The following is a 20,410-nucleotide window of genomic DNA, read 5'->3' as shown; positions in this document are numbered from 1 at the left end:
CTTCAGCGTGCCAGGCGCCAGTACAGCAGGCCCGCCAGCAGTGCCGGCACGGCGAACACCAGCAGCAGGATCGGCAGTTCCTCGCGCACGCTGTAGCCGGCCTTGCTGACCCCTATCCACATGTTGGCCACCGAGACCAGCAGCCAGGTGGCGATGAACGCGATCAGCGCGGCAGGCAGCTGCGAGCTGCCCACGCTCCAGAGCCGGCCGAACAGCAGGAACACGCCCAGCAGCAGGACGCCGGCGGTGATCACCAGAAGCACATGCATGTAACGATCTCCTTGAGCCTGCTGGCAGGCTAGCCCGGGCCGATTCTGCGCTCCAGCCGATGATCGTGGTTTCACCTTCCAGCCGCTGCGAACAATCAATGGCTGCCGGGACATGGCAAACGCGAACGGTTCCCATTAGTATTGCGTCATCGTGCAGGGATGCCCTCCCTGCAGCCGCCCCTCGCCCCTGTTGCCGGTCCGGATGTCCCAGCTGCCCTCGCCTCACCCACCTGCACTGCCGCTGGTGTCTTCGCTGGCGCGCCACTACGAGGAACTGGTGGACTACCTGCGCCGCCGCTTCCGCTCGCCCGGACTGGCCCGCGAGGTGGTGCACGACGTCTGCGTGCGCCTGCTGGAGCGCCCGCCGCTGCACGATGCACGGCAGCCGATCGCGCTGCTGCGCCGGATCGCGCATGACGCGGCGGTTGATCGCTGCCGCGCCGAGGATCTGCGCCGGCACTGGGTGGAAGCACGCGCCGAGCTGCCGGACGATGCCTGCCCCCGGCCCGGGCCCGAGCAGCAGGCCCAGGGCCTGCAGGCGCTTCAGCAATTGAGCGCGACCATCGAGCGCATGCCGTGTCGGCGCCAGCAGGTGTTCATCCTGCACAAGATCCACGCACTGCCCCAGGCCGAGGTCGCGCTGCGGATGGGTATCGGCCTGAAGGCGGTGGAACGCCACCTGCGCCTGGCCATGGCCGACTGCCGCCAGCAGGCCGGGCAGCGATGAGGCGTACACCCGGGCCTCCCACGCGGCCGCAGCCGTCGCAGCCTCCCAGCACCGATGAACTGCTCGACCAGCATCGCGATGCGCTGAAGGAACGGTTTCCGCTGCCGGACCCGAAAACGCTGCAGCGTCGTCGCGGCGGCCGTGCCGCCAAGGTCGTGCTGCCCGCACTGGCGCTGATGGCCGGCGCGCTGTTGCTGGTCGATCCGGCCTGGCAGGTGCAGGACCATCGCACGGCGGCAGGCGAACGCCGCGCACTCGATCTGGCCGACGGCAGCCACCTGCTGCTCGATGCCGGCACCCACTTGCAGGTGCGTCGCCACCTGCGTTCACGGCAGGTGGTGTTGATCCAGGGGCGCGCCCGCTTCCAGGTACAGCATTCGGCATGGCGACGCTTCGAGGTCGATGCCGGACCGGTGCGCGTGCGCAACTACGGCACGGTGTTCGATGTGGATCGCCAGGGCGATCTGAGCGAAGTGACCCTGTGGCGCGGCGAGGTGGGGGTACGCGCCGAGGGCAGCGATGCCGAGCAGCGCCTGAAGCCCGGCCAGCGCCTGCTGGCGCAGCCGGGGTCGATCTCTCCGCCCGAGGCGATCGACACCGACCCGGCCGACTGGACCACCGGGCGGCTGCAGTTCGATCGGCTGCCGCTGGTGGAGGTGTTCCGGATCCTGCAGCGCTATCACGACCGTCCGATCGTGCTGGATGACCCCACCCTGGGCCCGCTGCAGGTGTCCGGCGTGTTCGACGCCGACCGCGCCGACACCGCCGTGGCACTGCTGCCGGAGATCCTGCCGGTACAGGTGCACGCCGCCGCCGATGGCAGCCTGCACCTGCGCAGGCGCGATTGATCGCCATTGATCGCCTTCGCAAGGGTGGGTTGTGCGCCGTCCCATCCGGCAGGTGCGTGAACCCCTCCGAAGGACCCCCGAATGACCCGCCCTGTTTCGCCCGCCGCACTGCGTCGGCTGGCTCCCTCCCTGCTCGCCGCCTGCCTCTGCGCTGCCCTGCCCGCCGCCGCGCAGGCCGCCGCGCCTGCGCCGATGGAGCTGCATCTGCCCGCCGGCCCACTGCAGGCCTCGCTCAACACGCTGGCGCGGCAGAGTGGCATCCAGCTGCTGTTCGCCGCCGACAGCGTGAGCGGCCGCACGGCCCCGGCGCTGGATGGCCGCTACACCCCGCGCGACGCCCTGCAGCGGCTGTTGGCGGGACAGGGCCTGGCCCTGCAGGAACGTTCGCCGGGCGTCTTCGTGGTCAGCGCCGCGGCAGCGCCAGCGCCGGCAAAGGCCAATGCCCCGGCGCGCGCGCCTGCGGCTGCGACACCGACCTCACTGGCCCGCGTCACGGTATCGGCCTCGACCGCGCGCATGCCGCAGGGCGAGACCGCCATGCCCAACACCATCACCGTGCTGACCCGCGAAGACATCGCGCAGCAGCTGGCGCTGGGTTCGGACGTCTCGCGCGTGCTGTCCTCGCAGATTCCGGCCTTTGCGCCGGCGCGCGAGAAGATGTCCAACTACGGCGAAACGATGCGTGGCCGCGGCATCCTGTACATGGTCGATGGCGTACCGCAGTCGACGCCGCTGCGCGATGGCTCGCGTGACTCGCACACCATCGACCCGGCGATGATCGAACGCATCGAGGTCATCCATGGTGCCAACGCGCTGCAGGGCATCGGTGGCACCGGCGGCATCGTCAACATCATCACCCGCAGCGCGCCCAGCGAGCCCGGTGCGTTCCTGCTCGACACCAACATCAACTACAGCAGCGCCCTGCCCAGCCGCCGCGATGACAGTGGCCAGCGCGGTTCTGCGCTGGTCGGTGTGCGCGGCGAGCAGTTCGACCTGGTCGCCGGCCTGGCCTATGAGAAGCAGGGCCTGTTCCATGATGGCGAGGGCCGTTCGATCGGCACCAATGCGCAGGGCGAGCTGATGGATTCGACCTCGTCGAACGTGTTCGCCAAGCTGGGCTGGACCATTGCCGAGGGCCATCGCCTGCAGGTGATGGCCAACCGCTACGAACTGCGTGGGCTGGACAACTACCTGGCGATCAACGGTGATTACCGCACCGGCCGGCCGACGATTTCGGTGCGCGGTGACACGCCGCTGGAGCCGCCGATGAACCGCTCGCGCTCGCTGACCCTGGACTACAGCGCTGCCGACCTGCTCGGTGGCCGCTTCCAGGCGCAGGCCTTCGCGGTCGATTTCGAAGGCCGCTATGGCGCCAGCCAGTGGGACCCGTGGGGCAACACCGGCGCCAACGCTGCCTGGGACCAGACCCAGAACGAATCGGACAAGCGCGGCTTCAAGCTGACCCAGAGCTGGACCCGCATCGCCGACACCACGCTGGACGTGACCCTGGGCCTGGACGGCCTGCGCGACCGCACCCACCAGGTGTTGCTGGCCAGTGGCATGAACTGGGTGCCGCAGACCACCTACCAGAGCCTGTCACCGCTGCTGCAGCTGCATTGGTGGCCCACCGACCACCTGATGCTGTCCGGCGGCCTGCGCTACGAAAAGGGCGAGCTGGAAGTGGGCGACTACACCACCCTGCCGCGTTACGGCGCACGCAGGGTGGCCGGCGGCAAGCCGACCATGAGCGAGACCCTGCCCAACTTCGGCGCGGTCTGGTACATCAATGATCGCCTCAATGCGTATGCCTCCTACTCGGAGGGTTACACGGTGGCCGACGTCGGCCGGGTGCTGCGCGCGATCAACCGTGACGGCCAGCGCGTGGACAGCCTGATCGATCTGTCCCCGGTGGTGTCGGACAACCGCGAAGTCGGGCTGGAGTACGACGATGGCCGCTTCAGCGGCGACGTCGCCTACTACACCTCCGAATCCAAGCTCGGCTCGGTGCTGGTCTACGACCCGGGCATCGACGCCTACGCCGTGCAGCGCCAGGCCACCCGCGTGGAAGGCTTTGAGACCAACCTGCGCCTGCGTCTGGGCGACAGCCGCCTCGGCCTGGGCTACGCACGCGCCAACGGCCGCTACGATGCCAACCTCGATGGCCGCCTCGACAGCGATCTGGCCGGCGTCAACATCGCGCCGAACCGGCTGACCGCGTTCTGGGAGCAGAACTGGACACCGCAGCTGAGTACGCGCCTGCAGGCCAGCCGCGCATTCGACCGCGACTTCGACCTGCAGGGCGCGCGGGTAGCCGAGTTCAAGGGCTACACCACCATGGACTTGGTCGCGCGCTATGCGCTGGACAAGCACAGCTTCACCCTGGGCGTGCAGAACCTGGCCAACAGGCAGTACATCAGCTACTACTCGCAGACCACACCTTCGAACCCGAGCTACTTCTCCGGCCGTGGGCGGGTGCTGACGCTGGGGTGGCAGTACCGGTACTGAGGCAAGTGCTTCAGCGCTTCTTCCCGAAGCGCTGAAGCCGAGGCCAGGCAGCAAGTATCATGCACCCTCGTTGAAGAAGACGCAGGCAACATGGCGATACTGAGAAAGGCCGCGCCTCCCCGGATCGATCCGTCATCACCTTGGATCGATGATCTTTTCGAGCGCGAGACCGAGGGCCAGGTACTTGCCAACCTGATTGCGTCCAGTGCAGAGTCGCCGCTGGTAATATCCCTTCAATCTCCATGGGGCAGCGGAAAGACAGTCTTTCTGCAACGACTGGCGCTTCACATGGCCGGCACCATGCGCATCCCCACGGTCACCATCGACGCCTGGAAGACCGATGACTGTGCAGATCCGCTGGTTGCCATCGTCGCCCAGCTCACCCGGCAATTGGAGGCCTTTCGCGTACAGGAGCCCAAGCTCAGCAGAGTCGTGGATCGCTGCATCTCCGGACTCGCCAGCCATGGCTCCAGAATAATCCTTCCCGGCAGCTCAATCCTTGCAGATCTCACGGTTCCGGGCAGTGGCAGCGTTCTCCGCGCAGCTGGACAGTTTGCCGAGAAGCTGCTTGACGCGCAGAAGCACCGAGCCGACGCTGAAAAGTCTTTCAGAAAAACCTTGCTGGACGTCCGCGACCTGCTGACCGGACGAGATCCCGGCCGTCGCCCGCGGCCCATACTAATCATCATTGATGAGCTGGATCGCTGCCGCCCTGACCACGCGATCCGGACATTGGAGCGCATCAAGCACTACTTCGATGCCCCTGGAATCTCCTTTCTCATCGCGACTGATCGTGGAAACCTGCCCGCCGCCGTTCAATCCGTATACGGAGCGCACGTCGATGGCGAGCTGTATCTTCGAAAATTCTTTGACTACGAATTTCACCTGCGTGCCCCCCAGCCCAAAGTGTTCGCCAAAAATCTGGTCCAGAACTATCTTCTACCGGAGGTCGAGCCGATCCTCATGCAGGAACTTCGCCCCACCCGCAGTGCGGAGATGGACTCAATGCTGGGGTTGATCCGCGATCCAGCCAAGACAAGACCTCTCCTGAAAGGGGAGTATCTGGATGCATTTCAGGAATTCTCCGAATCCCTGCAGCTAACCTTGCGGGATCAGGAGCAGGCGATGACCATGATTTCCGCGTTTGTTCACTCGCGGGCAGAAGATCAGGAACCGATCCCGGTCATCGACTGCTTTCTCGCCTGCCTGAGGTACGCCCACCCGCCCTCTTTCAGAGCGCTTGTGGAAGGTGGCACCCGCATACCATTGATCGAATCCACCAGCGATGTGGATGTACAGTTCACGAAACGTCTTCGCGCCCTTCCCCACTGGGAGGCTATCGAAGTGGCAATCAACCAAACAAGGCTCCCGGGACCACCTCGCACCACTGAAGAGGGACCTACTGTTCTTTCGGACAAGCTGCTGAGGCTCTACTTGAGCACGTCCCGATCACGCCTGACGCGAACACCATTGTTGATCCTCGCCGCGAGACTGTACGCACGCGACTTCTACTTCTTCAGCTATGCAAGGGCGTTTCTGAGACTCGGCATCACCTGATCCCGGGCAGCCTCACCCTTGGAGGCCGCTACACGCAGCATTGCAGAATGCTAATGCCTTCCATGAAACCTATGCGTTTCTGCGATGACAAACCGCATGCTAGTTTCTGGGCCTCCTTCAAGCGGACCTGGACCATGCGCTCTTCCCTGCTCGCCCTCACCCTCGCTGCTGCACTGCCGGCTGCCTACGCGGTGGCCGCCGAAACACCGCTGCCACAGCTGCGGGCATACACCGTGGATGCGTCCTGGCTGCAGCCGATGGCACCGCTGCAGATTGCCGACCACACCTGGCAGATCGGCACCGAGAGCCTGACCGCGCTGCTGGTACAGACCAGCGAAGGTGCGGTGCTGCTGGACGGCGGCATGCCACAGATGGCCGGCCACCTGCTGGACAACCTGAAGGCACGCGGCGTGGCAGCGCAGGACCTGCGGCTGATCCTGCTCAGCCATGCACATGCCGACCACGCCGGCCCGGTGGCGGAACTGAAGCGCCGTACCGGAGCGCGCGTGGTGGCCAACGCAGAATCAGCAGTCTTGCTGGCACGCGGCGGCAGTGATGACCTGCACTTCGGTGATGACATCACCTATCCGCCGGCCAGCACCGACCGCATCGTCATGGATGGCGAGGTGGTCACCGTCGGCGGTATCGCCTTCACCGCACACTTCATGCCCGGGCACACCCCCGGCAGCACGGCCTGGACCTGGACCGACACGCGCGACGGCAAGCCGGTGCGCATCGCCTATGCCGACAGCCTGAGCGCGCCGGGCTACCAGCTGCGTGGCAACGTCCGCTATCCGCGTTTGATCGAGGACTACACGCGCAGCTTCGCCACCGTGCGCGGGCTGCCCTGCGACCTGTTGCTGACGCCACACCCGGGCGCCAGCCACTGGGACTATGCCGCCGGCAGCAAGGCAGGTGCCAACGCACTGACCTGCAAGGCCTACGCGGATGAGGCCGAAAAGAAATTCGACGCACAGCTGGCCAAGGAAACGGTCCGGGCCCGTTGATTCCGTAGAGTCGAGCTTGCTCGACTGAAGCGAAGAACAGTCGAGCACAGCTCGACTCTACAAAGAGCAAGCCGAGCGTGGGCTCGGCTCTACAAGGTCAGCAATCCTGCCCATGCTCGGCGAACGCTTCGATGCTGCCATCGGTACGCACCAGCTCGACGGTATACGGCTGCACGTAGCCATCCGGCATTTCCATGCCCGGCGAACCGGCCGGCATGCCCGGCAGCACCAGACCGCGCGCCGCCGGGCGCTCGGCCAGCAGGCGCTTGATGTCCTCGGCGGGCACGTGGCCCTCGACCACGTAGCCGCCGATCTCGGCGGTATGGCAGGAGCCCTTGCCGGCCGGCACACCCAGCCGGACCTTGATCGGGTTCATGTCATCGGTATCGCGCACCTCCACCTGGAAGCCTTCGGCCTTCAGGTGGTCGACCCAGATGCCGCAGCATCCGCAGCTGGCGGTCTTGTGCACGACAGCGATGGGCAGTGCGGGATCGATCGTGGCCGGGCCGGCCTTGATGGGCGCCGCCGGGGCCTGCCCTGCAGGCGACGCAGCGCTGGCGTCTTCAGCAGCGCGTGCGCAGGCGGCGGTGGCAAGCACAGTGCCCAGCAGCAGGCCGAGGGAGAGAGAACGGTTCATGGGTTGATTCCTTTGCAGATGCGGGCAGTACAGCCCGCCACCGGCGCATCAATGGCGCAGGCAGGGTCGTAAGTAGAATGAGCAGCCATGGCAGGCGCTTGCGCGCCTGCAGGAATCAACCGATGGGTGGCCGCAACGGGTCCGGCAAAGGCGGCGGCGCATGTTGCCGTGCGCTGGCGGGGGGAGGCGCCTCGCGCCAGGGCGACGCGGGCGTTCCATTCAACGTGGCCAGCATGCCCAGGCAGGCCGGTGGGCATTCGCACTCACCGCTTGCGCAGAGCGTTGATGCCGCTTCGTCGCAGCATCCGTCCATGGCAGTGGAATGCGGGGCGACGCAATGCCCTGCTGTAGGCACCGATGCATCCGGCAACGACGCAAGCGCCAGCGCCGGTGCATTCAGCGCCAGGGCAACAAGCAGCATCCATCGCAGCAGCAGGCCAGGCAGGTTCACGCGTCGATGATAGCCGATGCGCGCATCAGGCCGTCGCCGCCGCCATCGCACGCATCCTTACCGGAATCGACTTGGCCGCCGGGGTGCCGCTGATCCGGTCGTAGTAGTCCAGCGGCAGCAGTGGATTCAGTTCGGGGTAGTAGCCGGCCAGCGCGCCGCGCGGCATCGGGTAGTCCAGCACGGTCAGGCCATCGATGCGCCGGCTCACGCCATCGCGGCTGATCGTCTCCAGGCTGACCTGCGCTTCCTTCTGCAGCCCGCGCGCCAGCCGATCCTCGATGTTCATGAACAGCACCATGCGATCGTTGTACACGCCGCGGTAGCGGTCGTTGTAGCTGTAGATGGTGGTGTTGTACTGGTCATGCGAGCGCACCGTGGCCAGCCGCAGCATCTCGGGGTCATCCACCGGCTCGTCCACGTCCAGGCCGGGCATCACCAGGATGTTGGCCTTGCCATTGGGCGTGGGCCACACCCGGCGGCGCGGCGGAATATCCAGGTGGATGCCATGCGGCTGCTGGATGCGCTGGTTGAAGCCGGTGTAGATCTCCGGGTACACCGCTGCGATCAGGTCGCGGATCGGGGTGTAGTCGTGCATGCACGCGGCCCAGTCGACTTTGCTGCCAGGCAGCGTTGCCATCGCCATGCGGCAGACGATCTCGACCTCGGGCAGCACCTCGGTACTGACCGGTTCCAGCACACCGCGTGATGCGGTCACGTTCGACATCGCATCCTCGATGGTGACGAACTGCTCGCCGGCCGGCGTCACGATACGTTCCGAGCGCGCCACCACCGGCAGGATCAACGCATCGCGGCCATGCACCAGATGCCCACGATTGAGTTTGGTGGCGATGCCGACGGTCAGCTCGAGGCCACGCATCGCCGCATAGGCACGCGGCGTATCGGGCACGGCATGGATGAAATTGCCACCCAGGCCGATGAACACCTTGGCGCTGCCATCCAGCATCGCTTCGATCGACTCGACCACATGGTGGCCGTGCTCACGTGGCGGATCGAAGCCGAACACCTGCTGCACGCGGTCCAGGTAGGCCGGCTTGGGCTTCTCGTCGATGCCGACGGTGCGGTCACCCTGCACGTTGGAGTGGCCGCGGATCGGCCCGATGCCGGCACCGGGCTTGCCGAAGTTGCCGCGCAGCATCAGCAGGTTGGCCACCTGCTGCAGCAGGCGCGAGCCGTACTGGTGCTGGGTCAGGCCCATGCCGTAACAGATCACGGTGGCGTTGGAGCGGATGTAGATCTCCGCACAGCGGCGGATCTGCGCTTCGGAGATGCCGGAAACGCGAACGAGATCGTCCCAGTCCTGCGCCATCACATCGTCGCGCAGCGCATCCAGGCCCACGGTGTGTTCGGCCAGGAAGTCGTGGTCGAGCACACGCTCGCCCTGCGCCTCACGTTCAAACATCACCCTCATCATGCCCTTGATCAGCGCCAGGTCGCCGCCGATGCGGATGTGCACGAACTCGCTGCTGATCTCGGTCGAACCCAGCGTGGCCATCTGCACCACGTCCTGCGGCTCGGCGAAGCGGATCAGCGCGCGCTCGGGCATCGGATTGACCGCCACGATCGGGATGCCACGTTTGCGCGCCTCGACCAGGTTGCTCATCATCCGCGGCGAATTGGTGCCGGTGTTCTGGCCGATCACGAAGATCGCCTCGGCGTGCTCGAAGTCCTGCAGCACGATGGTGCCCTTGCCCACGCCGATGGCCGGCGGCAGGCCTCGGCTGGTCGGCTCGTGGCACATGTTCGAGCAGTCCGGGAAGTTGTTGGTGCCGAACTCGCGCACGAAGATCGAGTACAGGAACGCCGCTTCGTTGGGCGTGCGGCCGGAGGTATAGAACTCGGCCTGGTGCGGGCTGTCCAGCGCCTGCAGGTGGCGGCCGATCAGCGCGAAAGCCTCGTCCCAGCTGCACGGCACGTAGTGATCGGTGGCCGCGTCGTAGCGCATCGGCTCGGTCAGCCGACCCTGCATCTCCAGCCAGTAGTCGGTCTGCGCCATCAGCTCGGTGACGGTGTGCTGCGCAAACAGCTCGCGACCGGCACGGAACTGGGTGGCTTCCCAGGCCAGTGCCTTGGCCCCGTTCTCGCAGAATTCCAGCTTCCTGCGCTCCTCGGCATCGGGAAACGCACAGCTCGGGCACTTGAAGCCGCCCGGCTGGTTCATCGCCAGCAGCGCCTTCGAGCCCTTGCCGATCACGCTCTGCTGCAGCAGCACCTTGGCGGTGGCGCCGGCGGCACCCCAGCCACCGGCCGGCTGGTTGTAGGGCTTGTAGCGCGGCGGCTTCTGCTCGGACATGTTCGGGAACCTGGCGGGAGGAACGCAACATCAGAATGGCGCGGAGTGCGGGCGTGCTGCCTTTCAGCCGCTCACCAAGCCCTACAGTCAAACACGGTCCATGCGGCTGCGCCAGAGGCTGGAACCGATTGCAGCGCAGCGTGTCATGACAACGGTTACCGCCGCGTCAGCGCTCGGCCACTGCGCTATTCTCGACGCCGTGGGTGGTCCACCACCTGCGTTTCTCCCTTGCCCGGATGCGCTGCATGCCTGACTCGACCCCGCCGCACACCCCGCCTGCCGGCACGGCCCAGCGCCCGATCCAGCGCTGGCGCAGCGAGGGGCAACAGCAGCAGGTCGACGTGGTGGCCGAGGAAGTGCCGGTCGCGCTGCGCTACAACGGCGCCGCCTTCGCGGTAATGATGGCCACCCCGTGTGACCTGGAGGACTTCGCGCTGGGCTTCTCGCTCAGCGAAGGGATGATCACCGCGCCTTCGCAGCTGTTGACCATCGATGTGCGGCCCCAGCTGGAGGGCATCGAGCTGCAGATGACGGTGACCGACGACGCACCCGGCGCCGATCTGGACCCGGCCAACGGGCGCCTGCTGCCCGGCCGTGGCGGCTGTGGCCTGTGCGGCACCCGCCAGCTGGAGGACGTACTGCGTCCGCTGCCGCAGATCCACGGACGCCGCACCTATCCGCATGCCGCGCTGCAACGGGCATTGGCCACCCTGTCGCGGCACCAGCCGATGAACGAAGTCAGTGGTTCCACCCATGCTGCGGCCTGGGCCGACGCCAGCGGCCGGATTGGTTGGGTGCGCGAAGACGTCGGCCGGCACAATGCGCTGGACAAGCTGATCGGCGCGCTGCACCACAACGAACACGTCATCGACGGCGGCCTGCTGGTGATCTCCAGCCGCGCCAGCTACGAGATGGTCAGCAAGGCGGTGCGCGCCGGCGCCAGCGTACTGGCCGCGGTGTCGGCGCCGACCGCGCTGGCGATCGACCTGGCCCGCAGCGCCGGGCTGTGCCTGGTCGGGTTCGCGCGCGAGAACGGGTTCAATGTGTACACCCATCCGGAGCGGCTGCAGGCCGACGAACCAGCTCGGTAGAGTCGACCGCTGGTCGACTAACGCGCGCAGCGCGGGCTTTTCGCCAACTGAACGAAACGCAGTCGACCAGCGGTCGACCCTACCGAAGGGCCGGACGTCACCTCAGCGCAGCGCCACCTTCGGGAAATCCACCGGCACGTCGAACGCTACGTTGACGTAGTTGGTGAACAGGTTGAGTGCCACATGGGCGAGGATTTCAACGATCAGCTCATCGTCGAAACCCGCCGCGCGCAGCGCCTGCACATCGGCATCGGTGATCTGCGCGCGCTGCTCGACCACCTTCAGCGCGAAGTCCAGTGCGGCGGCCGTGGCCGGATCGCTGGACTGGCCGATCTGCGCGGCGGCCATCTGTTCGCCACTGGCGCCGGCCTTGCGACCCAGCGCGGTGTGTGCGGCCAGGCAGTACTCGCAGGCATTGCGGTTGGCGATGGCCACGGCGATCTGCTCGCCCAGCAACGGGGACAGGCGGCCAGCCCCCAGCGCGCCGAACGCCCCCCACATGCTCTGCAGTGCGGCCGGAGAATTGGCCACGGCACGGAACATCGCCGGAGTGGCACCGAAGGCGGCATGCACCTGGCCCAGCAGGCCCTGGCGGTCGGCGGTGGTGGCGGATGCATCGATCAGGGGGACACGGGACATGGTGGATCTCCTTGGGAAAGCGCCCGGGATTGGACGACCCGGCCATCCTAGGTAGACTCCATGGACATATCAGGCCATATCTGCCGCTTGCATTGTCCATTCGTCCATGAACGCTTCTACAACCCAGACGGATACCTCCGCGCCTGACCGCCTGTCCTCGCTGCTTGAACGTTTCCGCGTACAGGCCGCGCTGTTCCACAGCGGCCCGCTGTGTGGGCGGCACGTGTTCGCGCCGCAGCCCGGGCGCGCGTTCCTGCACATCCTTCGCCAGGGCGAGATGGAGGTCCGCCATCCCGATGGCGATACCGCACTGCCACGACTGAAGATCGACAGCCCCAGCCTGCTGCTGTACCCGCAGCCGCTGCACCACGTGTTCCACAACGCGCCGCTGGAGGGACCGGATTTCACCTGCGCCACGCTGGATTTCGATGGTGGTGCGCGCAATCCGATCGTGCAGTCACTGCCGCCGGTGATGGTGGTGCCGCTGGCTGCGATCAGCGAACTGGACGACACCCTGCACCTGCTGTTTGCCGAGGCTGATCGCCAACGCTGTGGTTCACGGCTGCTGACCAACCGCCTGTTCGAAGTGGCGTTGATCCAGATCCTGCGCTGGGTGGTCGATCACCCGGATGCGGCGGGTGTCAGCCATGGGCTGATGCGCGGCCTGTCCGATGCAAGGCTGGCGCGCACGCTGGTCGCAATGCACCAGGCGCCACAGCACGAATGGACGCTGCCGCGAATGGCTGCCACCGCCGGCATGTCGCGCAGCGCCTTCGCGGCAGTGTTCAAGGAGGTGATGCAGGCGACACCCGCGAGCTACCTGCTGGACTGGCGGCTGAGCCTGGCCTGCGCGCAGCTGCGTGCGGGCGTGGCGGTCAAGCAGGTCGCCATCGAGGTGGGGTTTGCCGATACCGCGTCGTTGTCGAAGGCCTTCCGCAAGCGGCTGGGGGCGTCGCCACGGGCGTGGTTGGCCGCGAGCGCAGCGCAGGCTGGGTAAATGGGTAAGGGGTAGAGTCGACCGCTGGTCGACTATCGCGCGAAGCGCGGGGGTTTCGTGGCCTGGCCGAAGGGCAGCCGACCAGCGGTCGGCTCTACCACGGGTGATGTCGGCGCGTTCGTGGTCTGACCGAAGGGCAGCCGACCAGCGGTCGGCTCTACCAAGAGCAATGCTCGCGCGATGGCCGATGGCCTAGCTGGCCGCCCCATCGGTCTTCGCCAGCAACCCGGCGATGCGTTCGGCCACCTGGGCACGCACGCTTTCATCCAGCTGCCCTTCGTACATCGCTTCGTAGATCCACAGGCCATCGGCCGCCAGCCGCGCCACGAAATTGTCCAGCGCGGCCGGGTCGTCCTGCCCGGGTGAAGGCGGCAACGGCGCCCAGCGTCGTACCGCCGGGCCCCACGGGCGCTCATCGGCATCCGGGTCGGCCGATTCGAGCATGAACATCAGCTCGGCACGGGTGGCGCTCTGCGCCGACACCCGCACGAAGGTCTGATAGCGCTCCAGCGCGGTGGCCTCATCCGCGCGCTTGCCCAGCAGCGCTTCCATCGACGCTTCCCATGCCTGCACCAGATGCTCGTCGATGCCGCGCAGCAGCGCCTCGCGCGAGGGGAAGTGGTACAGCAGGCCACCGCGGGTCAGCTGGGCCTCGGCCGCCACCGACTCGAAGGTCACCGCACGCACGCCGTCACGATTGATCACGTTGACGGCGGCGTCGAGGATGCGGTCGCGCTTGCTGGTTCTCATCGCATCATTTTACGCGATCGGCCGCGCCCTCGCGGCTGCCGACTCGGCCGCGCAGCAGGCGCGCGATGATCGTCGCACCGACCGCCAGCATCACCGTGATCACCAGCAGCACGATCTGGTAGCCGCGGTCGTACGCAGCCGTGGCCAGCGTGAACCACTCGCTCTGCCCGCTCTCGCGTGCCACATGCAGGGCCTGGGTGAAGCCCTCGCGTGCCAGCGCCGGCATATCGGCCGAGGCCGGCAGGAAGGCGCTGTACATCGCCGCGCTCAGGCTGCCCAGCATCGCCACCGCCAGCAGGCCACCGAATTCGTAGGAGACTTCCTCCACCGACGAGGCCATGCCCGCACGGTGCGCCGGCACATTATTGAGGATGGCGGTGGACGCCACCGAGATGGCCGAGCCCATGCCGAAGCCGGTGATGGCCATGCCGGCCACCACCCAGCCCAGGCCGTGCGGGAAGCCGAACGCAACCACGCCGACACCCACCGCGCCTGCGGCCAGGCCACCGCAGATCAGCGGACGCAGGCCGACCCGGTGCAGGATGCTGCCGCCCAGCAACGCGCTGGGCAGGCTGCCCAGCGCCGCCACCGAGACCAGCAGGCCCGCCTGCAACGGGGTGAAGCCCGCCACCAGCTGGAAGCGCTGGGTGGTGACCAGCTGCAGGCCGGCCATCGCGAACAGGGTGAACACCGCCGACAGCGTGCCGGCCAGGAACGCGGGATTGCGGAAGATCGCGAAGTCCAGCAGCGGGTACGGCAGCTGCTGCTGGCGCCGCGCGAACGCCGCACCGCTGATGACCGCCAGCAGCAGCGCGCCGGCACCGAGCGCGTACGACGGCGGCGTGGCGATCAGCGACTTGATCGCCAGCACCAACCCGGACAGCGCAGCCAGCGCCAGCACCGACGACACCAGATCCCATGGGCGCGAGGTATCGCGCTGGCCTTCCGGCGCCAGCAGCAGCGTGGCCACGAAGGCGACCACCACCACCGGCACGTTGATCAGGAACACCGAGCCCCACCAGAAATGCTGCAGCAGCCAGCCACCGATGATCGGGCCGAGCGCGGCGCCGACGATCGCCACCGAGCCCCAGATCGCGATGGCGATGTTGCGCTCGCGCTCTTCGTGGAAGCTCAGGCCGATCAGCGCCAGCGTGGCCGGCATCATCGCCGCCGCACCGACCGCCAGGAACGCGCGCGCAGCGATCAGCTGCGCGGCACTATCCGCGAATGCCGCAGCCAGCGAAGCAACGCCGAACACCACCAGGCCGATCAGGAACATGCGGCGGTGGCCGATGCGGTCGCCGAGCGTGCCGGCGCCGAGCAGCAGGCCGGCCATCACCAGCGGATAGGCATTGATGATCCACAGCGCCTGGCCGGCGCTGGCCGACAGTTCTTCGGTAAGCGTGGGCAGCGCGGTGTAGAGCACGGAGTTGTCCAGCGTGACCAGCAGCAGGCCGGCGGCAACGGTGAACAACAGCGCCCAGCGGCGGGCGCGCGACAGGGCCGGAGCACCGGCCAAGGGCTGGGACAGAGCCATGGGAGAACCTGGTGGGGATGAAGTACCGGCATAACTATACCGGATATCCTGTATAGTTATGAGCTTCGAAATCGACCGGTTCAGCTTCTGTAGAGGCACGCCTGCGCGACCGCGCGCCCCAGCCAGGCATGGCCTGGCTCTACGGGTAAACACTCACCGGCAGTCTTCCGGCAATGCGGCAATCGCGGACACCACGGCCGCCTGCATGCCCTGCCCCACGGCCATGTCCAGCTCGCCACCGATGCCGCCGTGCTGGCGGCGCAGTTCGTCCTCGCACAGGCCGCGCACCCGCCCGCGTGCATTGGCGCGCAGGCTGCTGCAACGCCAGTCGGTGCCGCCCAGCGGCAGCACCGAATACACCACGCTGTTGCAGGCATTGCCGGCGCGCTGCTGCAACGACAGGCCAGCGAAGTCACGTGGTTCACTGCTGCGCTGCGGATCGAAGTAACTGTCGGGGAAGGTGCGCGCGTACTGCTCGATGTCCACGTCCATGCTGCGGCCCGCCGCCAGCGGCATCTGCAACGGCTGGCCACAGCGCAGGGCATCGGCGCGATGCTGGATGTACTGGTATATCGGCCGGTCGAGCGTGGGATCCTGCTGGGTCACCGCGCTGACCGCCGCCAGCACCGGCAGCGACGCACGATTGGCCATGCGCGCCAGCAGCCCCGCCTGTGCTGGCTGGCAGCGATCACGCAGCGTGGCCGCCAACAGGAACAGCACGTCGTTGCGAAAGGCCGGTTCTTCGATCAGGCGCTGTTCGATGCGCTGGCGCGCATCCGCCGCGGGCGCCGGGAACGCGATCGCCGGCGGCTCGGAGAGCGCGGCACGCCACTGCCACCACACGGCCAACACCACGCCGCACACCAGCATGCCCGCAACGATGACCCAGCGCGTGCGCATCAGTTGTGGATTGCCGTCAGCGTTGCCGCTGCGGCGTCGTAGGACGCGCTGGCGATATCCGTATCGAAGCGCTTCACCTGCAGGCGGCCGGCCAGCCGGTACGGGTCCCACAGGTCGCCGAGCGCGATCGGCGTGGCCAGGGTCACATGGATGATCTGGTTCGGCGGTGGTGGCGGCACATGGATGCAGGCGCCGTAGAACGGCACGAACAGCAGTTCGTCGACCAGGCCGGCGTCGTTGGTACCCAGCGGCACCACGTAGCCGTCCAGATCCACGGCGCGGCCATCGGCGGCATCGACCACCTGCGACGAGCCGAACTGCCTGGCGCGGTCGGGGCTGGAATGGTCGATCTCCTGCCCCGGCGGCGTGCCGGAACCGGTGTCGTCGATCAAACCGCCCACGCCGCCCATGCCATTGCGTGACAGGCCGATCTGCGGCGGCGGCCGCTGATAGGTCACTTCATCGGGCCGCAGCGCGTCCCAGCGGTTGATGGGCGCATCGGCCACCGTTGGCTGCGCGGAATGCGCGTGATGCGCGGTGCTGGCAGGCGCGGCGGTCGGCATCGGCTGCGTACAGCCAGCCAGGCACAGGCAGCCCACCAGCATGACAACGTGCTCACGGTTCATAGGGCCTCAGGTGCGCATCGCGCATGGTATAGGCAGAACCGGCCAGGTCGTCGTCCAGCCGCTCCGCGCTCAGGGTGCCGGCCAGGAAGTACGGCGAGTACATGTCCGGCATGTCGATCGGGCGTGGCAGCACCACGTGCACGATCTGGTTGGGCGGTGGCGGCGGCACGTGGATGCAGGCGCCGTAATACGGCACGAACAGGAATTCGGTCAGGCGCCCATCCTGCGCGTTGGCCAGCGGCACCACGTAGCCCGGCAGGCGCACCGGTCGTTCCAGCACCGCGTCCACGGTGCGGAAGGTGCCGAACTGCGGCATGCGCCGGTTGCCGTTGTGCTCGACCTCGGGGCCCTCGCCCCGCTCCAGCGCGGCCAGCTCATCACCGGGCATCATCTGCAGCCAGTCCAGCTCCTGTTCTTCAGCCGTGCCCGCAGTCACGGCGCCACTGCGGTCGATCACCGGCGACGGCGGCAGCGCCTGCACGCCGCTATCCACCGGCCGCTCGCAGGCAGCCAGGAACAGCAGCATCGGCAACATCAACGCGCGGCGCATGCTCAGCCTCCCGGCGACAGGCCATCGGCCAGCGTGCGCCGATAGGCCAGCAGCGCCGGCACCAGCCCGGCCACCGCGCTGATCACCAGCACGCCGACGATCCACGCCAGCTCGCGAGCGTCCGGCCAGACATGGGTGATCGACAGCCCGAAGCTGGCCAGCGCCCACGCGCTGCCCGCCAGGCTGGTCACGGCCAGCACCGCCAGCGCGAGCACACAGGCCAACGCGCTGGTCGCCACCGCTTCAACCACCAGCAGAGCGGCGATGTATCCCGGCCGCGCACCGATCGCACGCAGCACGGCCATCTCACGCCGCCGTTCCTGCAAGGTCGAAACCAGCAGCGCCACCAGCGACACCATGCCCAGCAGCACCACCATCGCGCTGATCAGCTGCAGGGCACGTTCGGCCGTGCCCAGCGACTGCCACAACTGCTGCAGGGTCACGCCCGGCAGGATCGCCAGCATGGCCTCGTCCGGGTACTCGTTGATCCTGCGCTGCACCGCGAAGGTGGCGATACGCGAGTTCAGGCCGAGCATGAACGCCGTGATGCTGGTCGGGGTCAGATCCAGGTGGCGTGCCTGCTCGGCGCTGACGCTTTGGCTGCGCAGCTGCACACCCGAGCGCCAATCCACATGGATCGCCTCGATGGCCGGCAGCGAGACCAGGACAGATGAATCCACCGGCGTACCGGTACGCTGCAGAATGCCGGCCACGCGGAACGGCTTGTCGGCATGGGTGGCCAGGGTCACCGCGCCAGTGCCGTGCGCCAGCACGATCTCGTCGCCGAGGCTGACCCGCTGCGCAGCGGCCACTTCGGCCCCGATCACCGCATCGTACAGATCGTCGAACGGCCGGCCCTGCGCGAAGGCCAGCGCGTGACCGGCGCCGTAACGGTAGTGATCGAAGTAGCCGCCACTGGTGCCGACCACGCGGTAGCCACGCCAGGAGTCACCCAGTGACAACGGCACCGCCCACTTCACCTGCGGCAGCGCCGACAGCTCCTGGTAGGACTGCCAGGACACATTGTTGGTCGGGTCACCGATATGGAACACCGAATACAGCAGCAGGTTCACCGGCCCCGAACGCGCACCGACGATCAGGTCGGTACCCGACACCGTGCTGGCGAAACCCTCGTGCGCCTGCGTGCGCACGCGTTCAACGCCCAGCAACAGCACCACGCTGAGGGTGATCACCAGTACGGTGAGGCCAACGCTCAACGCGCGGCTGCGCAGGCTGGCCCAGGCAAGCTCAAGCATGGGCGGCACCTGCGTGGTTGATCTCCGCCAGGGCAATCGTGCGGTCGAACAGCGGCTGCAGGCCATCATCGTGGCTGACCACCACCACCGTGGTGCCGGCCGCCTGGCATTGTGCGGACATCAACTGCAGGAAGGCCGTGGCGGCCTCCCGGTCCAGCGCCGAGGTCGGTTCATCGGCCAGCAGCACCGCCGGCCGGCCGATCAGCGCTCGTGCGGCCGCCACGCGCTGCTGCTGGCCGACACTCAGGGTGCCCGCGCGCCGTTGCATCAGCGCCGGGTCCATTTGCAGGGCGCCCAGCAGGCGCGCGATCTCGGCGTCCAGCGGCCCGCTGATGCGCTCGCTGCGCAGGCGCGAGAAGCGCAGGCCCAACGCAACGTTGTCGCGCACGCTGAGGAACGGCAGCAGGTTGAACTGCTGGAAGATCACGCCCAGGTGGTCGGCGCGGAAACGGTCGCGCCGGGCGCCGCGCATGGCCTGCAACGCCTGCCCGGCCACCTCGACGCGGCCCTTGCCGGGCAGCAGCACCCCGGCCAGCAGTCCCAGCAGCGTGCTCTTGCCGCCACCACTGATGCCGCGCAGCAGCACGCTGCTGCCCTGCTCGATCCACAGCTGCGGAATGTCCAGCACCAGGCGCAGGCCATAGCCGAACTGCACCTCATCCAGCCTGATCACCGCAGCGCTGCTCACGGCGCCAGTACCACGCGCAGCTGGGTGGCGGTCAGCACGCTGCGGCCCTGGCCACGACCGGTTGCGGTGTTGACGATGACCTCGTGCAGGCCGGGGAATACCGCCGGCAGCCGCATCACCAGCGCGCGCAATGCCGCTGGATTGGCACAGCGGTACTGCAGGTTGGCGCTGAAGCCGGCGTGGCGGTGTTGCCCGGCTGCCGGTGCCGCAGCGGTTGCATCGAAACCCTCGGCGCTGGCATCGCTGCTGGCCAGCCGGCAATGCGCCGCCGTCGGCAGCGTTACCCAGCTGCCACTCTTCAGCACCGCGGTGGCGCGTGCCAGCGATGCCCGCTCAGCGGCGTTGGCTGGCGGACGCTCGAAATCGAGGATGCCGATACCCGGCGCCTGCAGGGCCAGTTCCAGCACGCCCTGATCGAGCGCGAGATCAATGGTGGCCTGGCCGTGCACGTGCGCACCGAGCTGGCGGACGTCATGGGCCTGCGCGGCGCTGGCAGCCAGCAGCAGGAAAAGAGCAGCAGGAAGCTTCATGGGAGAGACTCCAATTGTTACTATGTAACATTATGGACCACATCCCCTCGATGCCCGCAAGGGCCCTGGCCCAGCCGCCAGCTTCGGCACGCTGGCATCCCCGCCTCGATCTGGCCGGTGCCTGGCTGTCGCTGGCCTGTGCCGCCCATTGCATCGCCCTGCCGCTGCTGCTGGCATTCGTGCCGGCCGCGATGATGGCGCTGCGTTCGTTCCAGCACCCCGGCCATGGCGCGATGACGCTGCTGCTGCTGATGTCGCGCTGGGAGTGGCTGTTCGCACTGGTAGCCTCGGCGCTGGCGCTGGCCAGCACCACGGCGGGGCTGCGCCGGCATGGCCACAGGCGGCCGCTGCGGCTGGCCTGCGTGGGCGCCGGCCTGCTGCTGTCGGCGTCGTTGTATCTGCCGCTGAAGGAATCATTGCTGTGGCACGGCGTGGCAACGGCCTGCGGTGGCGTGCTGCTGGCCTGTGCGCATATCGGCAACCGTCGGGCACTGCACCAGCACCGGTAGCGTTCCGAAGATGCCGGCCAGCGGC

General features: G+C 67.5%; 20 protein-coding genes. 8 read left to right on the top strand and 12 right to left on the bottom strand.

Going from position 1 to position 20,410, the window contains the following annotated elements; all coding sequences use genetic code 11:
- Positions 1–2: 2 nt before the first annotated feature.
- On the bottom strand, positions 3–269 hold the full coding sequence (locus N7590_RS08740; protein WP_133934788.1) for a hypothetical protein: 267 nt from the start codon (positions 267–269) through the stop codon (positions 3–5).
- A 202-nt stretch (positions 270–471) separates the two neighbouring features.
- On the opposite strand from N7590_RS08740, the gene N7590_RS08735 reads away from it, so the two are divergent.
- From N7590_RS08735 to blaL1, 5 genes are all read left to right on the top strand, one after another.
- Positions 472–996 (top strand): RNA polymerase sigma factor, encoded by a 525-nt coding sequence (locus tag N7590_RS08735; RefSeq protein ID WP_164241017.1) that lies wholly within the window; start codon positions 472–474, stop codon positions 994–996.
- Positions 993–1,844, top strand: coding sequence for a FecR domain-containing protein (locus tag N7590_RS08730; RefSeq protein WP_279935327.1), 852 nt, complete (start codon positions 993–995; stop codon positions 1,842–1,844). The genes N7590_RS08735 and N7590_RS08730 overlap by 4 nt, the downstream gene beginning before the upstream one ends.
- Positions 1,845–1,925: 81 nt before the next feature.
- On the top strand, positions 1,926–4,349 hold the full coding sequence (locus tag N7590_RS08725; protein WP_164241015.1) for a TonB-dependent receptor: 2,424 nt from the start codon (positions 1,926–1,928) through the stop codon (positions 4,347–4,349).
- Positions 4,350–4,439: 90 nt separating this feature from the next.
- Positions 4,440–5,906 (top strand): P-loop NTPase fold protein, encoded by a 1,467-nt coding sequence (locus N7590_RS08720; RefSeq protein ID WP_164241014.1) that lies wholly within the window; start codon positions 4,440–4,442, stop codon positions 5,904–5,906.
- A 134-nt stretch (positions 5,907–6,040) separates the two neighbouring features.
- Entirely contained in the window at positions 6,041–6,913 is an 873-nt protein-coding gene (gene blaL1 / locus N7590_RS08715; RefSeq protein ID WP_164241013.1) for a L1 family subclass B3 metallo-beta-lactamase, read from the top strand.
- Between the two features lie 97 nt (positions 6,914–7,010).
- Here blaL1 and N7590_RS08710 read toward each other — a convergent pair whose 3' ends face one another.
- Together N7590_RS08710 and N7590_RS08705 are read right to left on the bottom strand one after the other, a co-directional pair.
- A complete protein-coding gene (locus tag N7590_RS08710) occupies positions 7,011–7,550 on the bottom strand; it encodes a DUF411 domain-containing protein (protein ID WP_164241012.1) in 540 nt (179 codons plus the stop codon).
- A gap of 476 nt (positions 7,551–8,026) precedes the next feature.
- Positions 8,027–10,312, bottom strand: coding sequence for an FdhF/YdeP family oxidoreductase (locus tag N7590_RS08705; protein WP_279935325.1), 2,286 nt, complete (start codon positions 10,310–10,312; stop codon positions 8,027–8,029).
- 245 nt (positions 10,313–10,557) lie between these two features.
- Between N7590_RS08705 and fdhD the strand changes: the two genes are divergently transcribed.
- Positions 10,558–11,403 (top strand): formate dehydrogenase accessory sulfurtransferase FdhD, encoded by an 846-nt coding sequence (gene fdhD, locus N7590_RS08700; protein WP_164241010.1) that lies wholly within the window; start codon positions 10,558–10,560, stop codon positions 11,401–11,403.
- A 102-nt stretch (positions 11,404–11,505) separates the two neighbouring features.
- Here fdhD and N7590_RS08695 read toward each other — a convergent pair whose 3' ends face one another.
- A complete protein-coding gene (locus N7590_RS08695) occupies positions 11,506–12,042 on the bottom strand; it encodes a carboxymuconolactone decarboxylase family protein (RefSeq protein ID WP_164241009.1) in 537 nt (178 codons plus the stop codon).
- 106 nt (positions 12,043–12,148) lie between these two features.
- On the opposite strand from N7590_RS08695, the gene N7590_RS08690 reads away from it, so the two are divergent.
- Complete coding sequence (locus tag N7590_RS08690) at positions 12,149–13,039, top strand: AraC family transcriptional regulator (RefSeq protein ID WP_164241008.1); 891 nt, start codon at positions 12,149–12,151, stop codon at positions 13,037–13,039.
- 192 nt (positions 13,040–13,231) lie between these two features.
- On the opposite strand, the gene N7590_RS08685 is transcribed toward N7590_RS08690, so the two are convergent.
- The 8 genes from N7590_RS08685 to N7590_RS08650 form a co-directional block, all read right to left on the bottom strand.
- Positions 13,232–13,789, bottom strand: coding sequence for a TetR family transcriptional regulator (locus tag N7590_RS08685; RefSeq protein ID WP_164241007.1), 558 nt, complete (start codon positions 13,787–13,789; stop codon positions 13,232–13,234).
- Between the two features lie 4 nt (positions 13,790–13,793).
- The gene (locus tag N7590_RS08680) at positions 13,794–15,326 is read right to left on the bottom strand and encodes an MFS transporter (RefSeq protein ID WP_164241006.1); all 1,533 of its coding nucleotides are present in this window, start codon (positions 15,324–15,326) and stop codon (positions 13,794–13,796) included.
- Between the two features lie 153 nt (positions 15,327–15,479).
- Entirely contained in the window at positions 15,480–16,226 is a 747-nt protein-coding gene (locus N7590_RS08675; protein WP_164241005.1) for a hypothetical protein, read from the bottom strand.
- Positions 16,226–16,852 (bottom strand): DUF3299 domain-containing protein, encoded by a 627-nt coding sequence (locus tag N7590_RS08670; RefSeq protein ID WP_164241004.1) that lies wholly within the window; start codon positions 16,850–16,852, stop codon positions 16,226–16,228. The genes N7590_RS08675 and N7590_RS08670 overlap by 1 nt, the downstream gene beginning before the upstream one ends.
- Positions 16,842–17,402, bottom strand: coding sequence for a DUF3299 domain-containing protein (locus N7590_RS08665; RefSeq protein WP_164241003.1), 561 nt, complete (start codon positions 17,400–17,402; stop codon positions 16,842–16,844). The genes N7590_RS08670 and N7590_RS08665 overlap by 11 nt, the downstream gene beginning before the upstream one ends.
- A gap of 2 nt (positions 17,403–17,404) precedes the next feature.
- Complete coding sequence (locus N7590_RS08660; RefSeq protein WP_164241002.1) at positions 17,405–18,658, bottom strand: ABC transporter permease; 1,254 nt, start codon at positions 18,656–18,658, stop codon at positions 17,405–17,407.
- A complete protein-coding gene (locus N7590_RS08655) occupies positions 18,651–19,346 on the bottom strand; it encodes an ATP-binding cassette domain-containing protein (RefSeq protein WP_164241001.1) in 696 nt (231 codons plus the stop codon). Before N7590_RS08655 ends, N7590_RS08660 begins: the two co-directional genes overlap by 8 nt.
- Positions 19,343–19,876, bottom strand: a complete 534-nt coding sequence (locus tag N7590_RS08650; RefSeq protein ID WP_164241000.1) for a DUF2796 domain-containing protein — start codon at positions 19,874–19,876, stop codon at positions 19,343–19,345. The genes N7590_RS08655 and N7590_RS08650 overlap by 4 nt, the downstream gene beginning before the upstream one ends.
- 32 nt (positions 19,877–19,908) lie before the next feature.
- On the opposite strand from N7590_RS08650, the gene N7590_RS08645 reads away from it, so the two are divergent.
- Positions 19,909–20,385, top strand: coding sequence for a MerC domain-containing protein (locus N7590_RS08645; RefSeq protein WP_164240999.1), 477 nt, complete (start codon positions 19,909–19,911; stop codon positions 20,383–20,385).
- The last annotated feature ends 25 nt before the right edge of the window (positions 20,386–20,410 follow it).

The sequence above is a fragment of the Stenotrophomonas sp. GD04024 genome (genome assembly GCF_029837545.1).
Classification (GTDB): Bacteria; Pseudomonadota; Gammaproteobacteria; order Xanthomonadales; family Xanthomonadaceae; genus Stenotrophomonas; species Stenotrophomonas forensis.
Note: the sequence above shows the minus strand (reverse complement) of the source record. Positions and strands in the feature narration are given on the sequence as shown.